1 protein-coding gene and 1 pseudogene are annotated in these 666 nt (G+C 74.9%); one reads left to right on the top strand and one right to left on the bottom strand.

The genetic code is table 11. The features are described 5' to 3' along the window. Nucleotides 1-313: pseudogene (locus ABD323_RS43250) on the top strand (hypothetical protein); the annotation flags it as partial. A gap of 34 nt (nt 314-347) precedes the next feature. Here ABD323_RS43250 and ABD323_RS43245 read toward each other — a convergent pair. After that, on the bottom strand, nt 348-473 hold the full coding sequence (locus ABD323_RS43245) for a hypothetical protein (RefSeq protein ID WP_344447510.1): 126 nt from the start codon (nt 471-473) through the stop codon (nt 348-350). Nucleotides 474-666 lie beyond the last annotated feature (193 nt).

Raw genomic sequence — 666 nt, 5'->3', positions numbered from 1 at the left:
CGTCGCTCTGGCCAACGGCGAGTGGCACAGCAACGACCTGTATCCGGAGTCGGCCGATGACCCGGCCCACGCGCTGGCGATCATCGCCGATGCCGCGCAGGAGACCGTCACCGAGCGACTGCGGCAGGCGTGGCCGCTGTGCGCCGAGCACGACCTGGGCATGCATCCGCGCGATGCGGACGGACAACTCTCCTGGTGGTGCGCCGGGGAGCGGGTGCCGCGCGGCCCCGCCCACACCCGGGCTGCCCTGGGCGCGCTCGACACCCTGGTCCGCACCCGGCGCCCCAATCGCAAGCAGCGGAAGCGGGGTTGACGCCCGAACGCCTGGAGGGCCGGGAGGGCCGGGGTCAGTTCGCTTCGTTGGCCGCGCGGATCTCGTCGAGGCGGGTGCCCATCAGGGCGGTGGCGCGGGTGAACCAGTCGGCCAGGACGGCTACTTCGTCGGGGGTGTAGTCGGCGAAGAGTTCGTTCATGCGGAGGTAGAACGGCTCGTAGACCGCGTACAGCCGGGCGGGGGGCGGCTCGTGGGGGACGATTCGGACGGGGGGGGGGGGGGGCGGGGGGGGGGGGCGGGGGGGGGGGCAGCCGGTGCTGCCGCCGCCTGGTCCTCCGGCGGCGGTACCGGACATCCCGCTCGGGGTGCCGGAGCCGAGCCCCCGGCTGACC

This window comes from Kitasatospora nipponensis (assembly GCF_039528135.1).
GTDB classification, from domain to species: domain Bacteria; phylum Actinomycetota; class Actinomycetes; order Streptomycetales; family Streptomycetaceae; genus Kitasatospora; species Kitasatospora nipponensis.
The sequence above is the reverse complement of the archived record's forward strand: the minus strand, read 5'-3'. Positions and strand labels throughout refer to the sequence as shown.